This is a genomic window from Pyrobaculum neutrophilum V24Sta, assembly GCF_000019805.1.
GTDB lineage: Archaea > Thermoproteota > Thermoprotei > Thermoproteales > Thermoproteaceae > Pyrobaculum > Pyrobaculum neutrophilum.
The window spans coordinates 155,794-178,312 of record NC_010525.1 but is presented as its reverse complement, the minus strand read 5'-3'; the positions used below and the strand labels follow the sequence as shown (position 1 = coordinate 178,312).

The 22,519-nt window shown below is 61.0% G+C and carries 27 protein-coding genes; 8 read left to right on the top strand and 19 right to left on the bottom strand.

Going from position 1 to position 22,519, the window contains the following annotated elements:
- Positions 1-19: 19 nt before the first annotated feature.
- The gene (locus TNEU_RS01005) at positions 20-466 is read right to left on the bottom strand and encodes a class I SAM-dependent methyltransferase (RefSeq protein ID WP_012349578.1); all 447 of its coding nucleotides are present in this window, start codon (positions 464-466) and stop codon (positions 20-22) included.
- Between the two features lie 212 nt (positions 467-678).
- Here TNEU_RS01005 and TNEU_RS01000 point away from each other — a divergent pair, with 212 nt between their 5' ends.
- Positions 679-939 (top strand): winged helix-turn-helix domain-containing protein, encoded by a 261-nt coding sequence (locus tag TNEU_RS01000; protein ID WP_012349577.1) that lies wholly within the window; start codon positions 679-681, stop codon positions 937-939.
- Positions 940-1,293: 354 nt separating this feature from the next.
- On the opposite strand, the gene TNEU_RS00995 is transcribed toward TNEU_RS01000, so the two are convergent.
- The 4 genes from TNEU_RS00995 to TNEU_RS00980 form a co-directional block, all read right to left on the bottom strand.
- Entirely contained in the window at positions 1,294-1,992 is a 699-nt protein-coding gene (locus TNEU_RS00995; RefSeq protein ID WP_012349576.1) for a rhomboid family intramembrane serine protease, read from the bottom strand.
- Between the two features lie 28 nt (positions 1,993-2,020).
- On the bottom strand, positions 2,021-2,938 hold the full coding sequence (locus TNEU_RS00990) for a helix-turn-helix transcriptional regulator (RefSeq protein ID WP_012349575.1): 918 nt from the start codon (positions 2,936-2,938) through the stop codon (positions 2,021-2,023).
- 31 nt (positions 2,939-2,969) lie between these two features.
- Positions 2,970-3,944 carry a hypothetical protein gene (locus tag TNEU_RS00985; RefSeq protein ID WP_012349574.1) on the bottom strand — a complete coding sequence of 325 codons (975 nt, stop codon included), beginning with the start codon at positions 3,942-3,944 and terminating at the stop codon, positions 2,970-2,972.
- A gap of 65 nt (positions 3,945-4,009) precedes the next feature.
- Positions 4,010-4,951: an SPL family radical SAM protein gene (locus TNEU_RS00980; RefSeq protein WP_148682259.1), complete on the bottom strand. Its 942-nt coding sequence runs from the start codon at positions 4,949-4,951 to the stop codon at positions 4,010-4,012.
- On the opposite strand from TNEU_RS00980, the gene TNEU_RS00975 reads away from it, so the two are divergent.
- Positions 4,950-5,729: an RAD55 family ATPase gene (locus tag TNEU_RS00975; protein ID WP_012349572.1), complete on the top strand. Its 780-nt coding sequence runs from the start codon at positions 4,950-4,952 to the stop codon at positions 5,727-5,729. The genes TNEU_RS00980 and TNEU_RS00975 overlap by 2 nt on opposite strands.
- Here TNEU_RS00975 and TNEU_RS00970 read toward each other — a convergent pair.
- Positions 5,716-6,342, bottom strand: coding sequence for a metallophosphoesterase (locus TNEU_RS00970; protein ID WP_012349571.1), 627 nt, complete (start codon positions 6,340-6,342; stop codon positions 5,716-5,718). The two genes, TNEU_RS00975 and TNEU_RS00970, sit on opposite strands and share 14 nt — an antisense overlap.
- A gap of 22 nt (positions 6,343-6,364) precedes the next feature.
- Complete coding sequence (locus TNEU_RS00965) at positions 6,365-7,096, bottom strand: zinc ribbon domain-containing protein (RefSeq protein ID WP_012349570.1); 732 nt, start codon at positions 7,094-7,096, stop codon at positions 6,365-6,367.
- Between the two features lie 66 nt (positions 7,097-7,162).
- On the opposite strand from TNEU_RS00965, the gene TNEU_RS00960 reads away from it, so the two are divergent.
- Positions 7,163-7,456: a translation initiation factor aIF-1A gene (locus tag TNEU_RS00960; protein ID WP_012349569.1), complete on the top strand. Its 294-nt coding sequence runs from the start codon at positions 7,163-7,165 to the stop codon at positions 7,454-7,456.
- A gap of 90 nt (positions 7,457-7,546) precedes the next feature.
- Positions 7,547-7,993, top strand: coding sequence for an AAA-associated domain-containing protein (locus tag TNEU_RS00955; protein WP_012349568.1), 447 nt, complete (start codon positions 7,547-7,549; stop codon positions 7,991-7,993).
- Here TNEU_RS00955 and TNEU_RS00950 read toward each other — a convergent pair.
- The 3 genes from TNEU_RS00950 to TNEU_RS00940 form a co-directional block, all read right to left on the bottom strand.
- On the bottom strand, positions 7,990-8,724 hold the full coding sequence (locus TNEU_RS00950) for an ABC transporter ATP-binding protein (protein WP_012349567.1): 735 nt from the start codon (positions 8,722-8,724) through the stop codon (positions 7,990-7,992). The genes TNEU_RS00955 and TNEU_RS00950 overlap by 4 nt on opposite strands.
- Complete coding sequence (locus tag TNEU_RS00945) at positions 8,712-10,088, bottom strand: ABC transporter permease subunit (RefSeq protein ID WP_012349566.1); 1,377 nt, start codon at positions 10,086-10,088, stop codon at positions 8,712-8,714. The genes TNEU_RS00950 and TNEU_RS00945 overlap by 13 nt, the downstream gene beginning before the upstream one ends.
- Positions 10,089-10,211: 123 nt before the next feature.
- A complete protein-coding gene (locus TNEU_RS00940) occupies positions 10,212-10,895 on the bottom strand; it encodes a glycerophosphodiester phosphodiesterase (protein WP_012349565.1) in 684 nt (227 codons plus the stop codon).
- Between the two features lie 49 nt (positions 10,896-10,944).
- On the opposite strand from TNEU_RS00940, the gene TNEU_RS10175 reads away from it, so the two are divergent.
- Genes TNEU_RS10175 through TNEU_RS00930 form a run of 3 tightly spaced genes read left to right on the top strand, consistent with a single transcriptional unit; the run spans position 10,945 to position 12,607 of the window.
- Positions 10,945-11,103, top strand: a complete 159-nt coding sequence (locus TNEU_RS10175; protein WP_187146727.1) for a hypothetical protein — start codon at positions 10,945-10,947, stop codon at positions 11,101-11,103.
- The gene (locus tag TNEU_RS00935; protein ID WP_012349564.1) at positions 11,081-11,827 is read left to right on the top strand and encodes a HesA/MoeB/ThiF family protein; all 747 of its coding nucleotides are present in this window, start codon (positions 11,081-11,083) and stop codon (positions 11,825-11,827) included. The genes TNEU_RS10175 and TNEU_RS00935 overlap by 23 nt, the downstream gene beginning before the upstream one ends.
- 48 nt (positions 11,828-11,875) lie before the next feature.
- Positions 11,876-12,607, top strand: a complete 732-nt coding sequence (locus tag TNEU_RS00930) for a helix-turn-helix domain-containing protein (protein WP_012349563.1) — start codon at positions 11,876-11,878, stop codon at positions 12,605-12,607.
- On the opposite strand, the gene TNEU_RS00925 is transcribed toward TNEU_RS00930, so the two are convergent.
- The 3 genes from TNEU_RS00925 to TNEU_RS00915 all read right to left on the bottom strand — a co-directional run bounded on the left by TNEU_RS00925 (position 12,588) and on the right by TNEU_RS00915 (position 16,448).
- Positions 12,588-13,595, bottom strand: coding sequence for a pyridoxal-phosphate dependent enzyme (locus TNEU_RS00925; RefSeq protein WP_012349562.1), 1,008 nt, complete (start codon positions 13,593-13,595; stop codon positions 12,588-12,590). The genes TNEU_RS00930 and TNEU_RS00925 overlap by 20 nt on opposite strands.
- 37 nt (positions 13,596-13,632) lie before the next feature.
- On the bottom strand, positions 13,633-14,850 hold the full coding sequence (locus TNEU_RS00920; RefSeq protein WP_012349561.1) for an MFS transporter: 1,218 nt from the start codon (positions 14,848-14,850) through the stop codon (positions 13,633-13,635).
- A 182-nt stretch (positions 14,851-15,032) separates the two neighbouring features.
- Entirely contained in the window at positions 15,033-16,448 is a 1,416-nt protein-coding gene (locus TNEU_RS00915; RefSeq protein WP_012349560.1) for a DUF3536 domain-containing protein, read from the bottom strand.
- 514 nt (positions 16,449-16,962) lie between these two features.
- Here TNEU_RS00915 and TNEU_RS00910 point away from each other — a divergent pair.
- On the top strand, positions 16,963-17,154 hold the full coding sequence (locus TNEU_RS00910) for a hypothetical protein (protein WP_012349559.1): 192 nt from the start codon (positions 16,963-16,965) through the stop codon (positions 17,152-17,154).
- On the opposite strand, the gene TNEU_RS00905 is transcribed toward TNEU_RS00910, so the two are convergent.
- The 6 genes from TNEU_RS00905 to TNEU_RS00880 all read right to left on the bottom strand — a co-directional run bounded on the left by TNEU_RS00905 (position 17,095) and on the right by TNEU_RS00880 (position 22,416).
- Positions 17,095-17,439 (bottom strand): hypothetical protein, encoded by a 345-nt coding sequence (locus tag TNEU_RS00905; protein WP_012349558.1) that lies wholly within the window; start codon positions 17,437-17,439, stop codon positions 17,095-17,097. The genes TNEU_RS00910 and TNEU_RS00905 overlap by 60 nt on opposite strands.
- Positions 17,440-17,466: 27 nt before the next feature.
- Positions 17,467-19,347 (bottom strand): carboxypeptidase-like regulatory domain-containing protein, encoded by a 1,881-nt coding sequence (locus tag TNEU_RS00900; RefSeq protein WP_012349557.1) that lies wholly within the window; start codon positions 19,345-19,347, stop codon positions 17,467-17,469.
- A 102-nt stretch (positions 19,348-19,449) separates the two neighbouring features.
- A complete protein-coding gene (locus TNEU_RS00895; RefSeq protein ID WP_012349556.1) occupies positions 19,450-20,409 on the bottom strand; it encodes a thiamine pyrophosphate-dependent enzyme in 960 nt (319 codons plus the stop codon).
- Positions 20,406-21,584, bottom strand: coding sequence for a pyruvate flavodoxin/ferredoxin oxidoreductase (locus TNEU_RS00890; RefSeq protein ID WP_012349555.1), 1,179 nt, complete (start codon positions 21,582-21,584; stop codon positions 20,406-20,408). Before TNEU_RS00890 ends, TNEU_RS00895 begins: the two co-directional genes overlap by 4 nt.
- The gene (locus tag TNEU_RS00885; protein WP_012349554.1) at positions 21,581-21,892 is read right to left on the bottom strand and encodes a 4Fe-4S binding protein; all 312 of its coding nucleotides are present in this window, start codon (positions 21,890-21,892) and stop codon (positions 21,581-21,583) included. Before TNEU_RS00885 ends, TNEU_RS00890 begins: the two co-directional genes overlap by 4 nt.
- Positions 21,889-22,416: a 2-oxoacid:acceptor oxidoreductase subunit gamma family protein gene (locus tag TNEU_RS00880; protein ID WP_012349553.1), complete on the bottom strand. Its 528-nt coding sequence runs from the start codon at positions 22,414-22,416 to the stop codon at positions 21,889-21,891. The genes TNEU_RS00885 and TNEU_RS00880 overlap by 4 nt, the downstream gene beginning before the upstream one ends.
- Positions 22,417-22,519 lie beyond the last annotated feature (103 nt).

The window sequence follows — 22,519 nt, the reverse complement described above, 5'->3', positions numbered from 1 at the left end:
ATGCCTCCAGTTTTAATAGTTAGACCCTATATATGTAGACCCTCAGCTCGGGGCTTTGCTCCACCAGCTCCAGGCCAGGCACCTCCCACATGTACGAAACTACGTAGGCGCCGCGCCTCAGCTCACGCCTGAACTTCTCCGACAGGCGCGCGTTTACTGAGGGCCACTGAAAGATGTAGACCACGTCGGCGTCTGAGACATCGACCTTGAACATGTCGGCAAGCAGAACCCTGCAGCGGCACCTCAGAAGACATATGAGCCATCTAACTGGGTCTATCTCAACCCCCACAACCTCGGCGCCCATGCGCCTAGCTAAAGCCAGCACCCGCCCATAGCCGCAGCCCAAGTCGTAGACCCTCCTCCCGGCGATCCCCACCCTGGCAAAGGCCCAACGGGCCGCCTCGGCGCTAGATGTGCTGTAGGCCCCGCCCCTCCTGGCGAGGTAGGGCCAGACGAAGTGGAGCACCGCCGCCAGAGCCAAGACCGCGGTTATCGCAACCCCACGACGTCCATACGGATTGACGGGGACTCCCTTATAAATGTCCGCCCCTTGGAGGGGGCATTTTCACAGCCGCCCACGCGGCGCCTCGACGCCCCACGCCAGGGGCATCTACCTCCGCCTCGCTTAATATAAACTTAATCCCCGCAAAACATATAAGTGGGGAATCTGGCGCATCTGTGCTGGACAACACGAAGGTCCAGATCCTTAGGAAGATAGCGAGCCAGGGGTACACCACTGTGGGCGAAGTGGTGAAGGACCTCGGGATAAGCTGGGGGGCCGCCCAGTGGCACCTCTTCTGGCTTGAAAACAACGGATATATAAAGTCCGTAAACGTCAACGGGACAACTATATATATTCTCCACTGCGCCAACGCCGTTAGGAAGCTGGAGTCCATAGAGCAGGCCCTATCCAGGGGGGAGGCGGCACAGAGGAGGTAGTTTCAGCCTACTCCCCCACAGGCGCCTTGAATCACCGGTGCAGATATCTACCCACAGCAGAGGAGAGATGTGCCGCGCGGCTTCGTACGGCTAGGCGACGTGTTGAAAACCGCGGAGCTGGTGGCGGAGCTAGGCGGCGAGGCCTCCTTCTGGGACTTCTACAAGATATGGGGGGAGGACGCCCCGGCGGTCCTCGAGGCCGCCCAAGCCCTGGGGGTGGTGAGGTGGGCCCGGAGAGGCGGGGCGAAGACACGCGCCGTGTTCATCCTCGGCGAGCGCGGGGTCAAGATGCTTAGAGCCGCCTCGCCGCCGTCCCGCAGACCCACCCTGCTCAACTACCTCCAGCCTCAGGCGTCACCAGGGCGTGGGGTACCACCAGTAGTACTCACGCCTCCTCCGCCTGTACACCAGCGCCGTGGCGGCCCCCGCCACGAAGCCGCCAATGTGAGCGAAGTAGGCCACCCCGCTCACCTGGAGGGTGACCAGCTCCGTGAAGCCGTAGAAGAGCTGGTAGAGGAACCAGAAGCCTATGTAGGCCCAGGCTGGGACCTCCACCAGCGTGATAACCACGAAGAAGACCAGGGTCAGTATCCTGGCCCTGGGGAAGAGAACCATATAGGCCCCGAGGACGCCGCTGATCGCCCCCGACGCCCCCACCGCGGGCATGTACATGGGGTTGCCAAAGGGCCCCGCGGCGGCCAACATGGAGGCCTGCGCCGCCGAGGCCCAGTAGTGGGTAAACGCCGCAACGAGACCCCAGAGGAGGTAGAGGGCTAGGAAACGCCCGTGTCCATAGTGATCCTCCACGTTGTCGCCGAAGACCCAGAGGTAGATCATGTTGCCGACTATGTGGAGGAGGCCGCCGTGGAGAAACATGTGGGTGACCCAGCGGTAGGGCTCCTCCCACGCCAGGGCGGGCACGAAGGCGTACTGGTCCACCACCTCGGGCCGCATGAGCTCGTATATAAACACCGCGATGTTGACGAAGACGAGGGCTTTCGTGACCAGGGGAAACGTCGAAGTTGGGTTTACGTCCCGTATAGGCAGAGCCACTAGCCGCGTTGAGATCTATATTAAAAGTCTAGCCAGCCGGCGCCACCCAGTTTCTCCCATCTCTCTTCTCCAGAGACACGAGACCCCGCTCCGCCAGCCTCCTCACAGCTCTAAACACGGTGGTGCGAGGTATCCCCAGATCCCTGGCGATGTCGGCCTCGTACGCGCCTCCCGACTGCCTCACGTACTCCAGAATCCTCCTATCCACATCTCCAAGCTCCGCGTCGCCCCTCCCCCTCCTCGCCGCAAGTGCCGCCACCGCCGCCGCCACAGCCGCAACGCCCGCCGCGGCGGCTAGCAGGAGCTGGCCGCCGCCCGCCTCCTGCACGGCTTGAGGCGTCGAGGCCGGCGCGGTCGTTTGGACAGACGGCGTTGTGGCAGACGGTGCCGCAGACGTAGGCGTAGTGGACGGCTGCTGCCGCTGGGTCTCCGGCGTGGCAGACGCAGTGGCGGTCACGGGCTGCTGAGTCGTGGGAGCCGCCGTGGCAGTCTGCTGCGTAGCTGTGCCGTTCTGCTGCGCCGGCGGCGTGTTGTTTTGCCTAACTTGGCGGGGGATGGCGTAGGCGATGTAGCCGGGCCCCCTTGTCACAATTATGAGGGATTTGTCGACCCTGGTGTAGTTGAGGATCTTGACGCTTGGCGCCACGAGGAGCGAGCCGTTGGCCCACACCACCACCACGTCGCTGGTGGTGATGTTCACCGCCGGGAGCCCCCCTACGTCCACAACCCTAGGGACGTACCTTATCGTGACGAGTCCCCGCCCCCCGGTGACGACCGACACCCTACTCCCGTCGTATAGGGCCGGCACCGGGACCCTGTCTAGCTCCACCACGGGAGCCGACAGCGGCTGCGCCGGCAAGGTGACGTTAAACACGGCGGCTGTCACAGTGGCGTTGAAGACCATAAGCGCGGTTCCGTTGGCGAAAAGCAGGAGCACCCAAATCATGCCGGCTTGAAAACCGGAAAAATAAATTGGTTTAGTCCCTGGACTTCTTCTCCTTGTCGTCCTTATCCTCGGACTTGTCCTTCTCGTCCTTCTTCTTGTCCTCAGACTTACCCTTCTCGTCCTTCTTCTCCTCGGACTTGTCCTTCTTCTCTTCACCGCCGCTGGACTGTTTCACGTCTCCTTTCTGCTCTAAGGACTTGCCGCCACTGTCCCTCTCGTCGTCTGATTTCTCCTTTGCCTTTTCCTCCTTCTCACCGCTCTTGTCTACGTCGTGTTGGTTTGTCTTGTGGTCTTCCTCCTTCCCTATCTCTATCTTGTAGTGGTTCTCGTCGAACTTTATCTCCACCTTCGTGCCGTTTATGTACATCTCCAGCTCCTCCACCTTGTTGGAGATCTGCGTGAGCTGCTGGGCCACTGCGAGCAAGGTCTTTGCATCGCTTATGTTGTACTTCTCTAGCCTCGCGGCTATTGCGGAGAGCAGAGCCGCTGTTTTGTTGAGGTCGCCGGCTATCATCTTTATCTCCCACTCCTTCTCCCTCGTCAGCGTCCCGTTGAGCTTGGAGAGCTTCCTCTCAAGCTCGTACTCCAGCTTCATCTTGAGGTATGTGGCGTTGGGAGCGGTCTTGTTTAACGATGCGGCGGTCAACATCGCATTTACCTTAAGCCTCTGGGTCTCGTTGCTGTTTACCAACAGCTTGAAGGCCTGTATAAGGCTGTCCACCCTGGGCTGGCCCGTCTGGTTGAGGAGGGCTAGAAGCTGCTTTATCGTGGCGTTGGAGAACTGACCTTTGGCTTGGCCGACGATGTGTAGGTAGTACTGCTCCCCGGCTATTGACACGTTTGTCTTTATGTTCGCCGTGATTACCTTATTGTTGTTTATGTTTATTACTATCTGTGTACCGTTGTCTACATACGTTATGTGTATGTTTCCAGACGGCGTTGTCACGACGGTCATGTTGGCCGCCATCGCTATGGCGGCCAGCGCCAGTATTGGGATCCACCTCATAGCCGGCGGAGCCCCCGCCGTTTTTAAGGAATGCCTTTCTTCCACGGGCGGAACGCCGCCTTTGTCTATTCCTCCTGTGGAACTTCGGCGAGTAGGTGGCTACCGTCGCAGTAGGCGCCGGGGGTGTTCAAATCTGTGAATTCCTCGCGACATACGGTGAACTGAAGCCCGTGTCTCCTAGCCGCCGCGGCGGCTAGCTCGAGGACATTCCGCCTGTAGCTCTCGGCGGCGTACCACTGGCCGTGGAAGTACCGCCCCTCCTCGAAGTAGAGCCGCCTCCAGAGGGGGGCTTTGTCCGGGAAGGCCCTCCTCAGGCGGGCGAGGCTGTCCGGCTTGGCCTTGTAGGTGCTGGCCACGAGCTGGGCCGCGCCTGCGGCCGCGGCTGCCACCTCTTCTATATTTTCAACGCCGTCGTTTACATACGGCACAATGGGGTCCAGCCTCACCCCCACCGGCACGCCCTCCGCTGAGAGCCTTCTCACGGCCTCCAGCCTCCCCGCCGGCTGGGGGGCCCCGGGCTCTAGGGCGGCGGCCACATCGCTCCGGAGGGTAGTAATAGTTATCTGAACGACCACCCTCCCCCTGTACCTCCTGAAGAGATCTAGGTCTCTTAGGACTAGGGGGGATTTGGTGGTTATCAACACGCGGTAGCCTCTCTCGAGGAGGATGTGGAGCACCTTTCTTGTCAGCCCCAGAGTGGCCTCGGGGGGCGTGTAGGGGTCTGAGGAGTTGGACAGCGCCACCACGGCGCCTCTCGGTATCTTCTCCAGATCTCTCCTTACCCTCTCGGCCAGCCCCTCCTTGGGCCTTGGGCTGAAGGCGTTGGGTATATAGGACGTGATGTAGCAGTAGAGGCAGCCGTGGCCGCAGCCGGTGTATGGGTTAAGGCCGTACTTGGGGGGGCAGGTGCAGAGGGGGTTCCGCCACGGGTCAAAGGGCTTCACCACCTGGGTATTCACTCCAGAGCCGCGGGATACCTTTATTAACTCTGCCCCTGCTGTATACATGGGTTTTAAGACGGGGGTGGATCCCCTCGACGAGTTGATGCCCGGCGGAATCCCCCCGGGTTACCTCGTCCTCGTGGAGGGGTTCCTCGGGGTTGGGAAGAGCTTTATCGCGACTTCCATCGCGGCTTCGGCGGCCAAGTCGGGGGCGCCTATACTCTTCTTCTCCATCGACGCCATGGCTGACGAGGTGTTGGAGGATGTGAAGAGGAGGGGGGCGCCGGCCGACGGCGTCATCGTGGTGGACGGCTTCGCGGCGCCCAACGAGCGTTTTTCGAAGCTTAAGCCCCCGGCTAAACACAGGTTGGAGACGCCTGACGCCTTTGCGCTTTTGAACAAGCTGGCTGAGTTTTCGGCGGATTTCAGAGGCGGGGTCGTGGTGGTGGACTCGCTCAACGAGGTGTTGATGAGGAGCCCCGGCTCCGCCCTGGAGCTCTTCAGAGCCTTCAAGATCTTTGCCAAATACACCTCCTCCATCGTGGTGGCGACCGCGCACACAGACGTGGAGGAGGTATACGGCGTGTTAGCCACCGCAGAGCATCTGGCAGACGTCATAGTGCAGATCGAGGTGGACCCCAACCTGGAGGAGATGGGGCTTTACGTGAGGCGGATGAGGGTAGCCCGCGCGAGGAGGATGAGGGTGCCGCATGACTGGATTCACTTCGAGATTGCGGACGGGCGCGTCGTGGAGATCGACGTCAAGACCATGCTCAAGATGTTAAACAGGCAGCTGAAGGAGATGGGGCTGGAGATCCAGCAGCGCCAGCCTAAAGGCTCCTAAGCCACACAGTCGCCTTGTGCCCCTCTAGGAGGGCCTCGGCGTAGTAGCCGTCCTTCAGCGGGCCGGGGTTGACCAATATGGTGTCTCCCAGAAGGTCTATCCCCCTGTCCTCATGTATGTGGCCGTGGACCGCGAGGAGGGGCTGCTTCTCCTCTATGTACCTCCTCACAGCTACGCTACCCACCGGCCTCACCCCGCCCACCCTGTCTAGGTGGCCGCGCGGGGGGTTGTGCACGACGAGGATATGCGGCGTGGGGTCTAGAGATCTGAGGATGGCCTCCAGCTCCTCCTCCGACACCCGGAAGAGGTCGTTGAAGGGAGTGGGGAGGCTACCCCCGGCGCCGCCTAGGATGTAGGGGCCGAGCCTCTGGGTCCTCCCGTGGAGGGGCACTATCGAGCTTTTTTCGTAGGCGGCCAACTCCGGCGGGTCCGTGTTCCCCGGCACGAAGTACACCGGCGCTATCTGGGCCAGCGCCTCCAGCGCCTCCACCGCCGCCTCCATTGTCCTCCTATATGTGTAGTCGCCGGCCGCTACCACGGCGTCGTAGCTACCGCGCAACGCCTTTATTTTGTCCACCCCGTCGTGGACATCTGTAACGAGGAGAAGCCGCATGTCGACGCGTCGGGCCGAGCTTTTATACGTTTGGGTAGTACAGGCGGAAGATCTCCCGTAGCTCGGCCAGCTGTTGCTCGCGGCCCAGCCGCCTCACGATGTTTCTAGCAAGCGCCCAGACGGCGTTGACGTCTCTGTTCAGCTGGATCTTACACGTGGGACACCTCACGAGTCTGCCGCGCTTCTCCATCCTCCCCCCGCAGAGGGGGCACACGTCTGAGATCATGGTGGTGTGGAGCTCCACGTAGTGCTCCCTCGCTAGGTCGAAGACCTCCTCCAGTAGGTGTTGGAACTTCGGCGCGATGGGGAGGTCCACAATTACGATGTTTACCCCCTTCTTGGGGTGGAACGCCTCCTTTATCCCGCCGGCGATCCCCTTCCCGGCGAGCTCCACGTATCCCCCCATGCGGAAGACGCGGTACATGACCCCGCCCTCGTTGACGTCCATGGCATGTACCACGAAGGGCGACCCCTCGACGAGCTCGGGAAGACCCACCTTCTCGTCTGGCCTCACCAACCTCACCACGGCGCCGTCTTTCCTAAGGAGGACCTCGGCCTTTGTGACCCCGAACTGGGCGGGGTCTGTGTACGTCATCCTCCAGCTTTTGTACATGCAGAGGGGCAGATCGCCGGAGTAAAGCGCGACGAAGCTGTCCACTAACCTAACCGCGCCCCCCAGCTCCACCACCCTGTAGTCGCCGTCTATCGCCTCCCTCGCCTTCTCCACTTCGCACCTCAGGTAGTAAGTAAACACGTGGACTATAGAACCGGTATATTAATTTGAAGTGAACGTTTTTAAAGCGGTGTATAAACGTCAGCTATGTCTGAGTTTCGGACACCTGGCGAGGGGGAGGTCTTGGGCAAGGTGATTGAGATGCTGGGCGACGGGAGGTTCAAGGTGATCTGCGCAGATGGCCAGATCCGCGTGGCCCGCCTCCCGGGGCGACTCAGGAGAAGGCTGTGGCTTAAGGCGGGCGACTACGTGGTGGTGGCCCTCTGGGACTTCGACAAGGAGAAGGGCGACATCGTACATAAGTACGACAAGAGAGACGTGGAGGAGCTCAAGAGGAGGGGTTTCGCCGAGGCCGTCGAGAACCTTGACCGCTACGCGTGACGACGAGGTCGGAGTGCTGAACGGTGAAGAAAAGCGGCAAGCCGAAGGCCACGGTGGACAAAGTTTAAATTTCAACTTCCATCTACGGCCGTGAAATTTCCTGCCGTCGCCGTCGACCAAGTCCTCGGCTTGTTGAAGGTCGTCCACAACCTCGGCGGCAGGGTCGACGCCATGCATGTCAACGACGCCGTAGACGCCGACCTTGGGGATCTATCCCACGTCATAGACGCGGCAGAGATGCTGGGTCTCCTCAGGTCCAGCGGCGGCGATCTGTTGCTGACGGAGAGCGGCAAGGCGGCGGTGGAGAAGCCGCTTAGGGAGCTCCAGAGGTACCTCAGAGATGTTTTACAGAGAGTCGAGCCCTTCACCGCCTTGGTGAGAAGGGTGGCCGAAGCGAAGAGGGTGAGCATGGAGGAGGTTGAGGAGCTCCTCCGGAAGTACGGCTACGACGAGAGGGGCGTGAGGAGGATCTTGAACTGGGCGGTCTTCGCCCAGCTGGTGGAGATAGACGACGGGCAGTGGGTGGTGCCGTCCTAGATGTAGGCGTATATCTGGTCGAGGTACTTCTGAAACTCTTGGCTCCTCCTGTTGCGGGGGTATGGCAGATCTATCCTCAGATCCGCGACGATTTTCGCCGGGCGGGGGCTAAACACCACCACCCTGTTGGCCATATACACGGCCTCGTCCACCGAGTGGGTCACCATCGCCATCGTGTGGATGGTAGTGAGGTTGTCGTGCCACATCTTGACAAGCTCAGACCTTAGGCTCTCGGCGGTGAGGGGATCGAGCGCCGAGAATGGCTCGTCCAGGAGGAGGACCTCGGGCTCCACAGCTAGAGCCCTCGCAAGGGCAACCCTCTGCTGCATGCCGCCCGACAGCTGACGTGGGTAGGCCTCCTCAAAGCCGGAGAGGCCCACGAAGGATAGGTACCTCGCCGCAACCTCTCGGGCCTCGCCCCAGCTCATCCCCCGGGCCACCAGCGGGAGAGCCACGTTGTCAAGCGCCGTTTTCCAGGGCAGTAGGTTGGGGAACTGAAACATCAGCGCGATCTCGCGCCGAGGCTCCCTGATGGGTTCCCCTCTGAACTTCACGACGCCGGCGTCGGGCCTCTCAAGGCCGGCCAACATCCTCAGCAACGTGCTCTTGCCGCACCCCGAAGGCCCTAGTAGAGCCACGAACTCGCCCTTCTCTATAGCCATGGATATGCCGTTGAAAACAACGACCTCTCCATAGCTCTTCTTCACCCCCTCTACCTCTATGAGTGCCATTGCGACGCCAGATTGTACAACCTCCTCCACACGAGCTTGTTGACCACTATGACAACGGCGCTCATCACCGCCACCGAGGCCGCCAACGCGGGCGTGTTACCCGCCTGGGCGGCCTGCGTCATGTAGGCCCCTAAGCCGGCCACGTCGGCAAGCGGCTCCGCGACTATCGTGGCGTTCCAAGCCCCTCCCCAAGCCGTCAACAACCCGGTGACTAGGTACGGCAACGCGGCGGGTAGAAGGACGTGGACGTAGTAGACGGCGCCTCGAACGCCATATGCCTTTACGAAATCACGAGGCACATCGCGCCAAGCCGCCACGGCGTTCAACGCCGTGTAGACGATGCTGCCTGGAAGGAGGAGGGCCACCGCGAGGGCCTCCCCCCGTGCCACAGACCCAATCAGTGGGTATAGAAAGACCGCCGGCACCGAGGAGAGGGCCGACAGGGCGAGCAAGATGGGGGTCTCCGCCTCTGGCTTCCTAACGACCAGCGCAACGGCGGCTATCCCTACGGCGGCGCTTATCCCAAGTGCCGCAAGCACCCTCGCCGACGTCGGGGCGACGCTGGCGAGAGACTGCGCAAAGCCCTCCAGCAACCCAGTAGCCGGAGGGGGCGGGCTCCGCATGGCGTAGTAGAGGGCCGCCGCCAACAGAAGCGCCGCGGAGGCAAACACGGCGTGTGAGCCGTGTTTAATCCAGGGCGTGAAGATCTCGGCCAGCGCAGATGGGGGCTGCGGCACGTCTCTCATGAGCCTCCGCCAGAGGAGGAAGTACAAAGCGACGTTTCCCGCAACCCCCACCGCGATGCCGACGTAGGCCGCTGTGGTGTCGCCTCGCTCGAAGGCGTCTACCACGAAGCTCCCTATGCCGAAGAGCTTCACCTCGGTGCCCAGCGTAATCACCTCGGAGGCTGTGATGAAGAAGAAGGCGTTTGCCCAAGAAACCGCGGCGTTGTAGTAGACGCTCCTGAGAGCCGCCGGCAGAAAGACGTGGGCGAGCTCAAGCCTCTCGTTTAGGTATACCCGCGACATGTCGAGGAGCTCCCGGGGCAACGTCTTAAAGGCCTGGTATATGCCGAAGATCATGTTCCACGCCATGGATGTAAAGATCAGAAACTGCGCCGCGAGTTCGGCGCCGATCCAGGGGACGAAGTAGACGAATATATACAGCGCGATGGGGAAGAAGCCAAGCACGGGCACCGACTGCATGACGTCCAACACCGGCAACATCACAGCTTCGACACGCCTCGACCTCCACATGGCATAGGCCAGGGCGTATGCCACAGCCACCGTGAAAACCAAGGCGAGAGCCATCCTCCCGAAGGTAGCTAGGAGAGACAAGATAGACAACGCTAGAGCCTCCGCCACCCCATGGCCCCCTCATTCCCAGCCCTATATATAGGTTGTCTCGGTGGAGCCGCTAGAGGACTGCGGTCAGCACTCGGCAAAATCCTCACACCTCGGGCGAGGTCGCCCACACATCACCGGATGCTAACTCAAAACCGCCTTTATATTTTCAACGTCGTCTGTGGCCACTCCGTCGACGCCGATCTCCCACAGCCTTCTTGCCGTCGCTGGGCTGTTCACCGTCCACGCCACGACGTAGAGACCCATCTTGTGCGCTAGAGCCACAGCCCTCTCCGTGGCCAGGGCGTGGTGTGGGAGCACTATATGGCAGCCGAGCCTCTTCGCGTCGACGACGCGGCCCGGGGGCTTTGCGTATATGAGCCCCCGGTAGAGGTCGACCCCCCTAAGCGCCTCCTCGTGGAAGCTTATGACGGCCGTCCATCTGGCGGCGCCCGCCTCCCTGATTGTTCTAGCCACTATGTGGGCATCCTCTGGGTGCTTCACCTCCACCAACACCCCGACGCGCTCTGCCACAAGCTCCAGCGCCTCTCTTAGGGTTGGGACGCGGTACCTCCCCCTCTCCACCTTCTTCACCTCTTCCCACGCCGCCTGTCTGACGTTAAGCGGCAGGCCGAAGGTTCTCTCCAGAGTGTCGTCGTGGCTTAACACAGCCACGCCGTCTGCCGTAACCTGTACATCTACCTCGACGGCGTCGGCGCCGTGGGCGATGGCTGCCTCTATCGACTGTAGGGTGTTTTCCAGCTCCCTAGCTGGGTAGCCCCTGTGCCCCACCACAGCCCTCCTCCTAAGCGTCTCCAACAGATCCATATTATACAATATAATCAAAAGATATATATGTGGACGTGGGAAATGCCCTATGGGCTTCTTTTCCACGTTGCGCCTAGCCATGTTGGGCCTTCTCGTGTTGATGCTTCTAACGCCGGCGGCGGGCGCCTCGCTTCTCAAGAGGGGTTTTCTCGTCCTCGTGGGTCTCCTAGCCATTGCGTCTGTGTATGTCGCCGGTGAAGATACTTGATAGATACAGTAGACAGATCGCGGTTATTGGCGAGGAGGGCCAGCGGAAGGTTAGGTCCACCGCCGTCGCCGTTTTTGGGGTCGGGGGGCTGGGAACCCTCGTCGCGAGGTACGTCGTGGGCGGAGGCTTTAGGAAGGTCTTCCTAGTAGATCACGACGTCGTTTCGCCGCCGGATATCCACAGGCAGATCCTCTACACCAGCAGAGAGGTGGGGAGGCCTAAGGCGGAGGTGGCGGCCGCCGTCTTGAGAGACGTCAATCCTGAGGTCGAGGTCGTCCCCATCGCCGAGGCCGTAAGTCCGCAACTTGCCGAGGAGGTACTGGGGGAGGCAGACATAGCAGTAGATGCGCTAGACAACTGGGCGTCTAGACACGTGGTTAACGCCGCCTCCGTCAAACGGGGGAGGCCTCTTGTCCACGGCGCCGTGCAGGAGTGGTACGGCCACGTCACAACGGTGGTGCCCGGCGCCACGCCCTGTCTTGAGGACATCTTCGGGCGGTTTAAGTCGCTCCCCACATGCGCCACCGGGTTCTGCCCAGTGCTGGGGCCCGCCGTCGGCGTAATTGCATCTCTTATGGCGCTTGAGGTCTTTAACACCGCCTTGGGCAAGCCGGCGTTGGCGGGCAAACTGCTGGTGGTGGATCTGAAACACATGGCGTTTGACGCCATAGAGCTCCAGCGGAACCCAGCGTGCCCTGTCTGCGGCGTATCACGCAGGTTTTAACGGCGGCTCACCCGGCGCAGGTTTTTAACCACCTGTGTTTAGCCACATATGTCTGATGTGCCGCCGCCCAACCGCGCCGCCACGACGTCTCTAACGCCTTCGCAAAGGTTGGTGCTGTACTTCATGGCTTTTGAGGTGGTCTACCACGGCAAGATCTGGTTCACCTTTGAGGATCTCAAGAGGGGCACTGGACTCGCCACGAGGACGCTGAGGTCGGCTCTTGTGGCGCTGAGAAGACAAGGCTTCATAGAGAGCTACGTGGTGCCGGGCGGCGGGAGGAGACAGCTACATAGGCTTAGGCTTGAGAAGCTACTGCCGGAGCCCGAGCTCGAGGGCATATACCTCGTAGACGTCGCCGGCGATAGGCTGACCCCTGACGCCGTCTCGGTGTTGAGCAAGGCGGAGGTTGTCCTACATACGGACTCGGTATCTCCCAGGCGTCTGGAGGGGATTGCCAAGCGGGTGGAGCGCTACTCCGGCGAGCTCCCCAACGCCCGTTCTATAGCAGTAGTGTTTAACTCGCTCGTCGACTGGGAAAAGGTGGCGCCTCTCGCCCCCAGGGCCAGGTACATCTGCGCCTCCAACGCCCTTGACAGAGCCGTGGGGGTCTGTCTAACCTGTGGAGACGTAGATCTAGACCTAAAGACCATCAGGATCACGTCGCCTAACACAGACCTCGGGGATCTACTTGCCAACTACGACCTCGTGGGGACCGTCACCGTGGAGGGCTGCGGGGGGAGGAAGGCGGAGCTTCTCGTCCTCAGGAGGAGACCTGCCTAAACTGCTCCAGCATAAGGCCGTATTTAAACAGGCTGTCGGGGAACACCATAACGTAGGTCCCCTCCGCGGTTAGCCTCGTGAAGGCCGTGTAGACGGCCCCGGCGCTTGGCCCTATCAAGAGGCCGAACCTCTTGGCGAAGGCCCGCACACCCTCCAGCGCCTCCCTGAGGGAGACCTCGACGATCTCGGCGTGCACCATCTTTATCCACTTCATACCGCTCTCCACCCTCCTGATGCCAGGTATCCAGTCCTTCGGCTGAACCGCGATCAGCCTAGCGCCGTATCTCACGCCGAAGTAGAACCCCAGCGCCGAGGCGTGGCCCGAGGTGCCCAACGCCGCCACTATGTAATTCGGCTTCTTGCCAACCGACGAGAGTTGCCAGTCCAGCTCTGCCGCTGTCCGTAGGTGAGCGAGGAAGTTTATGTCGTTGGCGAACTGGTTCGGATGCGCCGCGCCCTCCCTCACGTCTTTCTCCAAAAGCTCCAGAGCCTCTATCGTCATAGAGACGTCCAGTATCTGGTACTCAGCGCCTAGGTACTCCAGAAACGGCGCCACGTATCTGCCGGCCGTCGGGAGGTAGACCTTGACTCTCTTCCCAAGGACGTTGCCCAGAGCCGACAGCGCCACCGCCACGTTGCCGCTCGACACCTCCACCACCCAGTCGCCCCGCGTCGACTTGAGGAGGTAGTAGACGGTCCTGTCCTTCACGCTGGCGCTGAAGGGGTTGTACCACTCCAGCTTGGCGTAGGCCTCTCTAGGCGCCTCCGAGATCTTGAGTAGAGGCGTGGGGAGCCCGGCTGTAAACAGCTCAACCGGAGAATCGAATACCCTGTTGGGCTTAGGCCTCGGCATAAGCTCGCCGAGCGTAACCTCCTCACCCGGCGAAACCTCTCTATCGAAGAGGGCCGAGAAGCACCTCGCCTCGTCTGCCGTCGAGATGCTGTATCTTCCGTCTCCGATCAGCCTTCTGAAGTATTCGACACACACCCCAACATTGGGCGCCCCAAGGCCGAGGTTTATAACGTTAACGCGGACCCGACAGCGCAGCCTCCCGGAGGCCGTTGGTTCTAGCCAGGGCGATGTGTAGCGCAGCCATCGCCGCGTAGACGGCGAGCGCCGCCGCCGCAATGCCGTTGATGGCGTACTGTTGCGACACAGTCGCCACGGCACCGCCGATGAGGCTACCGATGCCGATGCCGAGGCCAAGCACCACACTGTATATCCCCATGGTGGTCCCCCTGTATCTAACGTCGGCTTCGTCGCCTATTAGGGCCAGAATGCTTGGCCCAATTGCAGAAGTGAGGAAGAGGAGCGGCGCCGTGATGGCGATCGCCTCCAGCGGCCCCAGTCCCACGTGCAGAGCGATGTTTAAGACCAGGAGAGCCGCGAAGCCGCCGGCTAGGCCGAGCCTGAAGGTCTTGAGGCGGCCCCACCTGTCCACAAGCCTCCCGAAGAAGAGGGCGCCCGCCCCCAGAAGCGCCAGCGCTCCAACAAACAGGAGGCCAACAGCCAAGCTCTCACCAAGCCTCCCCACTATCTTCTCGCCCACCCCGCCCACCCCTTGGCCCACCTGGAGGACCCTAGGCGCGAACACGCCGAGACCTATGATGGTCGTCAGCGCAAACCACACCGGTAGCAACACAACAGCCGAGGGCGGGAGAACCGAGAGCAGAAATCTGCCGCCGGTGGGCGCCGCCGGCCTCGTCTCCTCTAGGAACTTGGCAAATACCGGCGTCGCCATGGCGGTAAACAACGCCACAGCTAGATAGGCGGCGGGCCCCTTCAGCATCGTGTATAGAGCCGAGCCCACGAGGTAGCCAACGCCGTAGCTACCCAGGTTGACCAGCTCGAAGCCGCCCATCCCCACGCCCCTGTTTTTGACCTCCGTTAGATCCGTGGCCATAGTGAGCGAGGCGGTGAGTATGAAGGCGGTCGTAAGCCCAATCACGCCGTATAGAAAACCCACGAGGGCCGGCGAATTGTGCATGTAAAACGCCAAAGCCAGCAACAACATAGCCGCCGAGCGCACCACGTACCCCGCGACAAGCGTCTTCTTACGTCCCAAGGTATCGGACCAACGCCCGGCCACCAAGGCCCCAAGCGCCTCCAGGAACGGGTAGGCGGCGAGCACCACGCCGGCTTCAAGGCTACTGCCGCTCGCCAACTTCACCACTAGGAAAGCGCTTGCCCCCGAGCCCACCCTAGCCACAAAGATCGGCACGTACGACGCGGTAAGTCTCACGCAACAAAACCACGCGCTATTTAAAAGCTTTCCGCTGTCCACAGCCGTTGCGCCCCAACCGACGCCGCGCAGACCATCCGCGGATCGGCAACCAGCGGGAGACAGCCACGCGACTGCATCCACAAACGCGAAACCCGGGGAGACGCTCCAGCCTCTTCAACTTTGAACCGACGTCTATCGGCTTAGCTTGGGAAGCCTTGTCGGCTCCAGAGCAGGTCGTGGCGGAAGCGGAAGACTTCCCTGGTTCTCGTGTCGACTATTTCGAACTCGTCGTTTATATGTCTAAAGACGTAGGGGCCGACCCTCTCCGGCGGCCGCCCAGACATCGACAGGGAGATGTACATGGCGGCGGCGACCAGAGGCCCTCTGATCCTGGGACAGTAGGCTAGCGCCGTCTCGCCATCTATCGGGATTTCGCCGAGGCGCCTCATGAACTGCTCCATGAGCGCCGCGTCGCCTAGTAGCTCCACCGCCCGCAACGCCCACTTTACCGCTATCCCGAACTCGATGCCTACTCTGGCGAAGAACCATGCGTCGCTTGTGTTAGCCGCGAGCTTAGCCCTCTCCGCCTCGAGGAGTCTTAGCTCCTCCACTCCGTACCCCGAGTTGTCCCCGCCTAGGATGACGTCTATGTACCTCCTCAGCAACTCCCATCCCCTCCCTCCCAACCTCTCCTCGAACGCCTTGTCGACGACCTCGCCCACCCAGTCCACCAGCTTCCTCAGCGCCTCCCTCCACGGGGCTGGGCCGTCGCAACCGCAGTCTCTACTCCACCGGCCCAAGCCGTGGGGGCAGCTCCACGACGTCTTCTCCACTATCTCCACCTCGCCGCGGTAGCCCCCCTCGTAGAGCTTCCCGAGGTTCGCCATTTCATCCCCCCTCCTCGCTATGAACTGGGCTAGGTCCCTCTCCGCGCCCTTGATGTGGTGGCCGAAGGTCTCGCCGTCTAGAGCGATTATGGCCTCCCTGGACCCGCCCAGCATCTCCATGAATCTGCCGAAGCCGCCGAAGGCCAGCGCGTTGGAAAGCGCCTCGTCTCTTACAAAAACCGCGATGCTCCTCCCGCTCGGCAGAACCACCTTATAGGGGCCGCCCGGCCTCCCGCCCTTCACCTGGCTCTGCGTAAGCACCGTGTAGGAGATGCCGTTGTCGACCAACACCTCAAGCGTTTCGAGATCCACCGCCATCTCAGGTAGCCACATGCCCTCGGGGCTCCTCCTGAAGTGCCTCTTGAAGTACTCCACCCCCCAGTAGATCAGCACATCCCGATCACGCCTGGGGAGGAGCGGGAGGATGACGTGGTAGTAGGGATGCGCAAGCGCGTTTCCGTGGCCCCACCGCTCGGCCCCCGCCTTGTCTGCCTCGAGAAGAGCCATGTAGACAAGCGGCTTGTTCTGCCTAAGCCAACTCAGCAGGGTTGGCCCCACGTCGAAGCTAACCCACCTGTAGTTGCCCAACTCGGCGTTTGGCTCATAGCACTCGTAAGACACCCGCTCGTTCCAGTGCCTATAAGGCGAGGCAGAGGGCTCCGGGAAAATCACCTCGAGCCACGGATCCGCCCTCTCCGGCTGATACAGATGTAAGTGGAGCACAATCACGCGCTGGAGTAGACAGGTGTATATATACGGTCCGCCTAGGGACTTTCTCCTCGCCCGCGCCTTCGCCGGCGTACAGGCAACCTCCGGCGCGGAGCCCAGGCGGCCCTCCGCGAGCGCCCTCCTTTCTACCACCGCGGCTTTGTCCCCCCTACCCGCCAGCAACGGGGGAAGAGGAGGGACATCGGCGCCAAGCTCCACACCAGCTCTGCCCAACACCGGGGCCTGTTGAGGAAGACGGATCGTTATAATTGGAACGCCGTGTTTTCTCGCCTTACGTAAACTTCTACATACGGCAACGCTTTGGTTATTTCGACCGGCACTGCCATATCAGGAGTGACGAAGCGACCAGCGGCTTGACATGGCTTACGACAAGCCTCGCCCTTTAGGGGCCCAGACGCTTCGGCGTATGCATCTGTGTCGGATGCCGCAGCCGTAGAAGGGCGTTTTTCGGAAAGGAGCCCCGGGGAGGCCGCGGAGGGGGCCCAATGTTATATACACCCCAGTACCCAGCTCCGTGGAGCCTCTGCAGGCCCTGGCTTTAGCCACAGCTATATACGCCGCGGTGCTTTTCCTCACATTATTGGCGCTGGTGGCGAAATCGCCGCCGGGATACAGGAGGATAAAGGCGGCTGAGGTGGCCGCGGTGTTACTTATTTCCGCCGTCTTTTTCGCCTTGGGATACCTCCTCCTGGTAGGCCTTAAGTAGCGCCTCTATCGCGGCGTCTGGGTCGTCGGGGCCTACATACTTGGCGTTGATCAGCTGGACGCCCCCGGGGAACTGGAAGTACACAAACTCGCAGACCCCCCCGAGGAGGCTCCGCCTCCTCACGAGGATTCTGTACCGCTCCCCCACTGCTAGAACCTCCGTGTCGGGGGGAGCCCTCTCCAGTTGCTTAAAGACGTCGAGAGAAATCACGTAGCGACCGCCCTCGTCTACAATACGGGCCCTGGGCTCACCTCTCTCGTCTATGTACGTCTTGATGAGAGGCACAAAAAGAAAGAGGCCCTATAAAAAAGATTAAATCTGTTCCACTTCGGCTACCGGCTCTCCTCTCCTCTTAATCGCGAAGTACAGCCCAGCCGCGGAGAGTCCACCGACGGTTGCGATGGCGTCTAGCGTGGTTATCGGCACGCCCCCTACCACGGCCACTATCGGAGTCTTTATGACCTTCTCCACGTCTCCGTTGACGTCGATAGTGTCGCTCACCTTGACCCTACCTCCGACGTCGACGTTAACCTTGTACGTGCCGGCCAGCACGTCTGGGAACTTCACAGCGCCGGAGCTGTCGGTTTTGCCGGAGGCCGGGAAGCCCTCGATGGCCACCGACGCCTCCGCTATCGGCTGGTTCAAGGCGCCGACCACCACTATCTTGACGGTGTATATGCCCAAAGTCACCGGCTGCGGGCTGGCGATTAGGGAGTTCACCTCGACGTGAGCCGCCTTGACGCCCCTGTAGCTGATGTCTAGGGCGAAGGGCTCGGGCTTGTAGACCTTCACCTCCACGTAGCCGGTGGAGGCAGCCGCCTCGAACTTGTCGGAGGTGGCGGAGAGCTGCGACACGGGACGGCCCTTGGTGTCTACCACAGGTATCCTCATGGGCCTCCAGTTGATTATGAAGGTGTAGGTGCCGACCTCCTTGGTGTCTCCCATCTGCACCACTAGGTAGGCCTGCCTCCCGTCGGGCGATATGGAGGCCGCCCTCAGACCGCCGCCCCACACCAGCTTGACATCTGTGGCGTTTGATATCATGGCGTTGCCGGGGGTTCTAATGGCCACTATCCTTGCCAGCTCGGGTAGCTGCATCACTATGGCAGTCCACTGGCCGTCTGCCACGTCGGCGTCGGTCACGTTGACCAGAGCTCTGTCGGGCAACCACTTGACCTGGGCCTCCTTGTACACGATGGGTATGTATATCACGTTGACGGTGCTGGGCAGCGTGGAGGTTATCTTGAAGCCCTCGCCGTAGACTATCGCGATCTTGTACCTGATGTTGAAGTTCCAGACGGGCGGTATTAGGTACGAGACGCTCCTAACTATGATGTTCTGGTTGACGTCCGTCACGGTGTCCACCAAGCCGCCGGAGATGGCGATGTCGCCGGTCACCTCCTTGCCGATTAGGTTGGCGTCGGCTGTGTATGCGAACACCACGTAGCCGAGTAGCTTCCAGCCCTGGGGGACGCCCACCTCTGCGCCGGATACGGCGAACTCTCCGTTGGGCGCCACGGAGGCGGTCTGCTTAGAGAGGCTTTTGACCAACATAGCGGCGGGCATCGCCGGGCCCTGGCCGATGACTATCTTGTACTTGCCCGGGGTGTTTATCTCCACCACCTTAGGCTCAACCCTGTAGACAGTGGCGGGGGTGCCGTCGGGCCTCTCCACGGACTTTACGACGTAGGAGGCGTAGGGCTCGATGGTGAGCCTAGCCATGGCGTTGAAGCCCTGGGCAAGCTTGCCGTCTGGGACGTTGACCTCAAGGGTGGTGTCTCCGTTGAGCGGGATGTAGCTCGCCTTGACGTAGGTGTAGGTGATCCTCACCTTCACCTCCACCTGATCCTTAGCGGTGTTGACCAGGGTGACCTTGGAGGCGTCGGGGCCGACATACACCGCGGACACGAAGCCGTTTTGGTCAAAGGTCTTGCTTATCTGGCCGTCGGCTCCCACCTGTATGGAGGGGTATGCGCCGAGGAACTCTATCTTCATGCCCGCGTATACGTAGCCCTCGCCGGGCGTGACGTACGGTCTCGCCAGCGTCGCCACGCCGGCGCCCTGTATCTTCAGCGTGGTCTCCTCCACCTTGTACGCTATCTGCTCCAGTTTTGCGGTTGGAGGTATAACCACCGTGGTGGCCGCCAACATCAGAGCGGCCAACCCCAGCGTAAGTAGGATCGTTCTTGTCATGCCACATAGACCCACATGTTTTTTAAGAGCTACGCTTATCCACGCCCTCAAATTAGAGCAATACGTCGGTAATACACCAGAGGGCGGTAAGTCTCCGGGGGTTCACGCGCGTGGCCCGAAGGCTTGGGCCAGCTTGGCGAGGTACTGCCAGTAGGCGTCGAGCTCCTTCTCTAGCTCCGCTATCTCCTCGTCGGTTAGGTGGGCGAATCTGCCTTGGAGCCTTAGGTAGTCCTTGAGCGGCCTCCTCCTTGATCTGTCTAGGTGGGCGTTGCTGGGCGGGTTGAGGATAAATCTGCCGTGGTCCCACTCGTAGAGGGGGAAGTAGCCCGTCTCCACCGCCAGCCTAGCCACCTCCACCGTCTTGTTTTCGGGGTAGCGCCACCCGGGGACGCAGGGCGCTAGTATGTGCAGGAAGGTGGGGCCCTCCTCGGCGTAGTCGAGGGCCGTCTTTATCTTGTTGACCATGTCCAGCACGTAGGATACGCTGGCGGTCGCGGCGTAGGGGGGCCTGTGCGCCGTCACTATGCCCATTATGTCCTTCTTCCACTGTATCTTGCCTCTTACCGCCATGCCGACGGGGGTCGTGGTGGTCCACGCGAACTTGGGGGTTGCCCCGCTCCTCTGTATGCCGGTGTTCATGTAGGCCTCGTTGTCGTAGAGTATGTACAAGACGCGGTGTCTTCTCTCCAGCATGCCGCTTAGGGACTGTAGCCCAATGTCGTAGGTGCCGCCGTCGCCGGCGATGACGACCACCTTAGTATCGCCTGCGTCCCAGAGGCCCTTCCTCCTCAACGCCCTTATGGCGGCTTCTACCCCGGAGGCGGCAGCGGCTGAGTTTTCAAACGCCACGTGTAGGTATGGGTGCATCCACGCCGTCTCAGGATAGGGCGTGGTGGTCACCTCCACGCAGCCGGTGGCGTTTACCACAACGGCGTTTGGGCCCACGGTCTTCGTTATCCACCTCATGGCGAGGGCCGCGCCGCACCCCGCGCACATCCTGTGGCCTGGGGCGAAGAGCTCCTCGCGCGGGAGGTCCCTCAGCGTCTTGTAGTAGATCTTCATATCCTCACCCCCATGAAGACCACCCCCCGCCTGGGGTTCTCCCTCAGCGCGGCGTATATCTTGTACATATCCTCCACGTATATTGGGCGTTGCCCAATTCCGTGGATCACGTTCAACGCTGGTTTATCTACGCCGTGTATATACATCGCCGTGGCTATGTCCTTATACAGCGGCCCCTCCGCGGGGCTCCCGAACATGATCGCCCTGTCTACCACGGCGAAGGCCTTCACGCCCTCCAGCGCCTTTAACACCTCCTCCGTTGGGAAGGGGCGGTACAGCCTCACCCTCACCACCCCCGCGGCTATACCGGCCTCTCTAGCTCTATCGGCGGCCTCCCTCGCGTTTCCATACGCCGCACCCCCGTAGACGACTATGGCGTAGTCGGCGTCCTCCATCCTGTAGCCCTCGACGAGGCCGTATCTACGGCCGAACCTTCTCCCGTACTGGGCGTCCACCTCGGCCGCGGCCTTGTAGGCCTCCCTGAGGGCCAGGACCTGCTGGTACTTAAGCTCGTAGTACCAATCGGGCGAGGCCAGGGGGCCCATCGTCACCGGGCGCCTCGGGTTGAGTGTGTAGGGCCTCGCGGCGCGGGGGACGAAGCTCCTCACCTCCTCTTCGTCGTTTAGCTCCACCGGCTCCATGGTGTGGCTCATGAGGAAGCCGTCGTAAGCCACCATGACGGGCAACAGCACGGACTCTGCGAGTTTATACGCCTGTATCACCGTGTCGTACACCTCCTGGGCCGTGGCGGCTATGTATATGACCCACCCCGTATCCCTTGCGTTCATTACGTCGCTGTAGTCGCCGTGTATGCTTATCGGCGCGGAGAGGGCTCTCCCAGGCACAGCCATAACGATGGGTAGCCTAAAACCGCTGGCTATGTGGAGCACCTCGTGGGCGAACTCAAGCCCCTGGCTTGACGTCGCTGTGAAGACCCTCGCCCCCGTGGCCGAGGCCCCCACCACCGCCGATAGCGCCGAATGCTCCGACTCCACATGTATAATCTCGGCGTTGAGCTCCCCGTTGGCGATAAACTCCGAAAGCTTCTCGATAATCGTCGTCTGGGGGGTAATTGGGTAAACCGCTATCACGTCCACATCTACCGCCTTAACCGCGTAAGCCGCAGCGTAGTTGCTGGTCAACGCCTCAACCTGCTTCGTCTTCTGCACCATCATGGGGTCTCCGGCACCATCTCTATCGCCTTCGTGGGGCACTCGTTCGCGCATATGCCGCAGCCCTTGCAGTAGTCGTAGTTTATCTCGTACCTCACGTCGTATGTCCTACCGCCTACTTTAAACACGCCTTTTTTCTCCACGATGGTGCCCTCTGGGCAGTAGAGCCAGCAGAGCTGGCATCTGACGCACCTCTCGTCGTTTATCACAGGCCTTAGGGTTCTCCAGCCGGCTGTCGTGTTTCTCCTCGTCGAGCCTGGCTCCGGTATTACAGCCCCGATGGGGAGCTCCGTGGCCTTGGGGAGCGTCATAGCTCTCTCGTCTCTTGGTACGCCACCTCCACCAGCTTTAGGTTTAGCTCGTAGAGCCTACCCGAGAAGAACTTCCTCAACGCTTTGCCGACGGACGCCAGAGACACCACGCCCGTGGCTTTCACAACGGCGCCGATCATTGCCGTGTTTACGATGGGCCGGCCCAAGATCTTCATCGATAGAGAGGTCGCGTCTATGTAATATGTTTTTACTGGCGCCTTGTAGAGGCCGTTTACCACAAGCACGGCTGTGGGCTTTGCCCCTTCAAGGGGATTCTCCGCCTTGAATAGGGAGGGGTCTGCCACAACCACCACGTCTGGGCGCTGTATAGGCTCGCGTATATAAATCGGCTTATCAGATATCCTTAGGTACGACTTGACGGGCGCCCCCCTGCGCTCTGGGCCAAACTCGGGGAAGGCTTGAGCGTACCTCCCCTCCAACACAGCCGAGGCGGCTAAGACCTGGGCGGCTGTGACCATGCCCTGTCCCCCCCGGCCGTGAAAACGCAACTCCACGAGTCCCATATACGTCTCTTGTTCTCCATATTTAACCTTATCTATTTCGACAGTCACATAATTTTTAACTATCAAATGGCGTAATCGGCATATATTTGCGCACATCGGCTGT